This window comes from Sulfitobacter sp. HI0040 (genome assembly GCF_001634885.1).
In the GTDB taxonomy this organism is placed as follows: Bacteria; Pseudomonadota; Alphaproteobacteria; order Rhodobacterales; family Rhodobacteraceae; genus Sulfitobacter.
The window spans coordinates 1-4,666 of record NZ_LWEX01000064.1 but is presented as its reverse complement, the minus strand read 5'-3'; the positions used below and the strand labels follow the sequence as shown (position 1 = coordinate 4,666).

The 4,666-nt window shown below is 66.6% G+C and carries 4 protein-coding genes; 1 reads left to right on the top strand and 3 read right to left on the bottom strand.

The genetic code is table 11. From position 1 onward, the window contains the following. The coding region (locus tag A3728_RS05545) for a divergent polysaccharide deacetylase family protein (RefSeq protein ID WP_150120660.1) at positions 1-780 on the top strand (780 nt) is incomplete at its 5' end. A 33-nt stretch (positions 781-813) separates the two neighbouring features. Here the strand turns inward: A3728_RS05545 and A3728_RS05540 are convergent. The 3 genes from A3728_RS05540 to A3728_RS05530 form a co-directional block, all read right to left on the bottom strand. Beyond that, positions 814-1,851 (bottom strand): succinylglutamate desuccinylase/aspartoacylase family protein, encoded by a 1,038-nt coding sequence (locus A3728_RS05540; protein WP_067921004.1) that lies wholly within the window; start codon positions 1,849-1,851, stop codon positions 814-816. Between the two features lie 2 nt (positions 1,852-1,853). Further along, the gene (gene trpE, locus A3728_RS05535; protein WP_067921003.1) at positions 1,854-3,365 is read right to left on the bottom strand and encodes an anthranilate synthase component I; all 1,512 of its coding nucleotides are present in this window, start codon (positions 3,363-3,365) and stop codon (positions 1,854-1,856) included. 9 nt (positions 3,366-3,374) lie between these two features. Further along, the coding region (locus tag A3728_RS05530) for a peptidylprolyl isomerase (protein ID WP_067921001.1) at positions 3,375-4,666 on the bottom strand (1,292 nt) is incomplete at its 5' end.

The window sequence follows — 4,666 nt, the reverse complement described above, 5'->3', positions numbered from 1 at the left end:
GCGACTTCACTGGTGGAGCGGGAGGGGAGCGAGGCCGCACCCGATGCAGTGCCCGCCGAGACTGAAACCGCACCGTCCGAGGCAGCGGCAGATCCGCGCCCCATCACCCGCTATGCTGTCGACTTCGAACCGGAGCCGGACAAGCCGCTGATGTCCATCGTGCTGATCGACGACGGCCAATCCCTGACCGGCGGCGAAGCCGGTCTGGCGGCGCTGCGCAGCTTTCCCTATCCAGTGACCTTCGCCGTGGACGCCACGCTGGAGGATGCCGAAGAGCGGATGCGCGCCTTCCGCGACGAAGGCTTCGAGGTGCTGGCCATGGTCGACCTGCCCGAAGGGGCGGACGCACGCGATGCGGAGACGACCTTTGCCACCGCGCTGACGCGGGTTCCCGAAGCGGTCGGCGTGCTGGAAGGCACCGAAGGCGGGTTTCAGGGCAGCCGCGAAACCTCCGACCAGGTATCGCAAATCCTTGCCGATACCGGCCACGGGCTGGTGACGCAGGACCGCGGCCTGAACACGATGCCCAAGCTCGCGCGTAAGCAGGGGGTGCCCGCGTACCCGATCTTCCGCGATTTCGATTCGAAGGATCAGACCCCGACCGTGATCCGCCGGTTTCTCGACGGGGCCGCCTTCAAGGCGCGGCAGGAAGGCGGGGTGATCATGCTGGGAAGGCTGCGCCCCGATACGATATCCGCATTGCTGCTCTGGGGGCTTCAGGACCGGGCCAGCAAGGTATCGCTGGCCCCGGTCTCCGCCGTGCTCTTGCAGGAACCGTAAGTGGCGCGACGGGCGGCGGACCGCCCCGGGGGCTCAGATGATCTCATCCTCGTCGAAAAGGGGATCGGTCTCGAGCTGGGTGGTCAGATGGCCCACGGTCGTGTTCGCGACCTTCGGCTCCAGCCGGGCAAGGTGAAAGATCGCATCGCCCTCGTTCACCACCGGCAGGATGGCGCGCCCGATCAGGATGCCTGCTTCGGGGGCGCGCAAATCGGTCTCCACATTGCCGAAGGGGTCGGAGACGCTGGCCAGCAGATCGCCCTCGGCGACCGTTTCGCCCTCGGCCCGGAAGGTGCGCAGCAGCCCGCCTGCCGGGGCCCGCAACCAGATCGATGAGGTGCAGACATAGGGGCTGACCCGGGCGGTCGAAATGCCCTTGGCGGGCAGCATGTCCTGCCCGCGCATCACCCGCAGGATCCCGGCGAGGCCCGCCCGCACCGCCATTTCGTCAAACCGCAGACCTTCGCCCGCCTCATAGAGCAGGATCGGCGTGCCGAGCTTCGCCGCGACGGCCCGCAGCGAACCGTCCCGCAGGGGCGAGGTGAGCACGACAGGCGCGCCGAAATCCATCGCCATGCGGTTCGTCAGCTTGTCCGAGGGCGAGACCCGTACCTGCGGCAGGTTCGTCCGGTGGATCGCCGCCGAATGCAGGTCGATTCCGAAATCGCAGCGCAGCACGACTTCCTGCATGAAGATGAAAGCCAGCCGCGAGCCGAGCGAGCCCGAGGGCGAGCCGGGGAAACAACGGTTGAGGTCACGCCTGTCCGGCAGGTAGCGAGAGCGGTTCAGGAAGCCGAAAGAATTCACCACCGGCACCACCAGCAGCGTGCCACGCAGGGACTTGAGCTGCGGCGCGCGCAGCAGCCGGCGCACGATCTCGACGCCGATCACCTCGTCGCCGTGAACCGCCGCGCTTACGAACATGGTGGGACCGGGCCGCTTGCCGTGAAAGACCTCTACCGAAAGATGCACCGGCGTGTGGTCGGGCAGGATGGAAACCGGCAGATCGATCTCCACGCTGTCACCCGGCGCGACGACATGCCCCGCGATTTCGAAGGGTTTGCGCGCCACTGTCAGCCATTGCCCCCTTTTCCGAAGCGCGCCGCATCCGCGGCGGCCCGGCGGATGGCATTGGATTTATGCACCGTCTCCATATACTCGGCTTCGGGGTCGCTGTCGTAGACCACGCCGCCCCCGGCCTGGATATAAAGCGTTTCATCCTTGATGACGGCGGTGCGCAGGGCGATGCACATGTCCATGTCGCCGCCCGCGCTGAAATAGCCCACACCCCCGCCGTAGACCCCGCGCTTTTCGGGCTCCAGCTCGTCGATGATCTCCATCGCGCGCACCTTCGGGGCGCCCGAAACCGTGCCGGCGGGCATGCCCGCAAAGAAGGCGTCAAGCGCGTCGCGCCCCGGGTCCAGCTCCCCCACCACGTTGGAGACGATGTGCATCACGTGGCTGTAGCGTTCGACGATGAACTCCTCGGTGGGGCGCACGGTGCCAATCTTTGCCACCCGGCCCACGTCATTGCGACCCAGATCCAGCAGCATGAGATGTTCGGCCAATTCCTTTTCATCGGCCATCAGATCGGCTTCGAGCGCGCGGTCCTCCTCCGGCGTGGCACCCCGGGGGCGGGTCCCGGCGATGGGGCGGATGGTGACCTCGTTCCCGAAGACGCGCACAAGGATCTCGGGCGATGCGCCGACCACGTGGAAGCCGCCGAAGTTGAAATAGAACATGAAGGGCGAAGGGTTCGTCCGCCGCAGCGAACGGTAGAGCGCGAAGGGCGGCTGGCGGAATTCCTGCGCCCAGCGTTGGCTGGGCACGACCTGAAAGATGTCGCCCGCCACGATGTAATCGCGCGCCTTTTCCACCGCTGCCTTGTAACCATCGCGGGTGAAGTTGCTGACGGGTTCGGGGGCCTCCGCCGCATCGCCCATCTCGCGCGAGGTGCCGGGCAGGGCGCGTTCCAGATCGCGCACGGCGTCCATCACCCGTTCGGCGGCCTGCGCATAGGCGGCGCGGGCGGAATGGCCGTCCGATACCCAGGCGGGGGAGACGATGGTCACCTCACCCTTCACGCCATCCAGCACGGCAATGACCGAGGGGCGCAGCATCACGGCATCCGGCAGGCCCATCGGGTCGGGGTTCACATCGGGCAGATGTTCCACCAGCCGGATCATGTCATAGCCAAGATAGCCGAAAAGACCCGCCGCGGCCTGCGGTAGATCCTCGGGCAGATCGATCCGCGATTCCGCGATCAGGCTGCGCAGCGCATCGAGCGGCGGCGCGTCCATCTCTTCGAAAGCGTCCGCATCGTAGCGGGCCATCCGGTTCACCGCGGATCCGGTCCCCCGGCAGCGCCAGATCAGGTCAGGCTTCATCCCGATGATCGAATAGCGCCCGCGCACCTCGCCCCCGGTAACGGATTCCAGCACGAAGGCATTCTCGGCCCCGCCCGAGAGCTTGAGCATGAGCGACACGGGCGTGTCGAGATCGGCGGCAAGACGGGTATAGACGATCTGGTTCCGACCTGCCGAATAAGCCTCGGCGAAGGCGTCGAACTCCGGGGTCAGGGCCATCTGCGTACCTTACGGGAAATTCACATGTACGGCGTTGATCGCCTGCTGGTCGATCTGCGCACGGGCCCGTTGCATCACCTCGGAGGCATAGACGGCAAAGATGTCATCCGCCAGCGCCTGATCGAGCTGCTCGCCGATGCGCTCCACCAGCGCGGTGTCGGCCTCGCCTTCAGCGGCGGGCGTGATCGCGTCCAGCCGCAGCAGGACGACGGTACCACCGTCGCCTTCCATCGCGACGACCTCACCGGGTTCGAGCGTGAAGACACGTTCCATGAAGTCCTCGGGCGTGCCTTCGATAAAGGCCGACCGGGTCTGGTCGACCTCGGAGACCGCATCGAATCCGGCCGCCGCAAAGGCGCCTTCTTCGCCCAGCTCGGGCAGCAGCGCCTCGGCTTGGGCCATCAGGGCCTCGCTGGTGCGGGCGTCACGCAGCGCGGCGGTAACAGCCGCGCGGGCATCCTCGAAGGGTTCGGGGCGCTCGGGCAGGGTGGCATCGACGCGCATGGCATAGATGCCGCCATCATCCAGTTGCAGGATACGGGGGAAATCACCCTCGGCCTGTGCCGCGGCCTCCTGACGGAATCCGGCATAGGCGGCGATGCCGCCGCTGCTGTCTTCGGTCCAGTCGATCTGACCCAGTTCCATCTCTGTGTTCTCGGCCAGTTCTTCGAGCGAGATGCCGCCCGCCAGCTGGTCATCCAGTTCCTGCGCCCGGCTTTCCACGGCCCGGACCGCCCGGGCGGAGGCAAGCTCGGCCCGTAGCGCCGGTTCGGCATCCTCGAAAGAGGTGTTCTGGGCGGGAAGAACGCCGTTCACCCGGAAAAGGGCGGGCCCCAGCGGCGTGGTGATCGGGCCGACGACATCGCCCGCCTCCGCGGCAAAGACCTGCTCGCCCGCGGCGGCAAGATCCTGCAGGCTCACGTCGCCCAGATCCACGTCAGCCAGCTGCAACCCGCGCTCTTCCACGAGTTGCTCGAAGGTGGTGCCGGACACTTCCAGCGCCGCGGTGGCGCGGTCTGCGGCATCCTGATCCGCAAAGACGAGCCGCTCCACCAACCGACGTTCGGGCTGGTTGAACTGCGCCTCGCGTGCTTCGTATTCTGCACGCAATTCCTCTTCGGGGACTTCCACTTCCTCAAGCAGGGCATCGGGCGACAGCAGCGCATAGGTGATCTGCTTGGTCACCGGCAGCATGAAGGCGTCCTGATTTTCTTCGTAATAGGCGCGCAGTTCCTCGTCACTGGGCTGGGGCAGGGGCTCTGCCAGATCGTCGGCATCGAGCAGCGTCCATGTGAAGCTGC

Coding starts and splice junctions, on each gene's coding strand:
- trpE (WP_067921003.1), bottom strand. CDS start 3,365: ATGGCCCTGACCCCGGAGTTCGACGCCTTCGCCGAGGCTTATTCGGCA.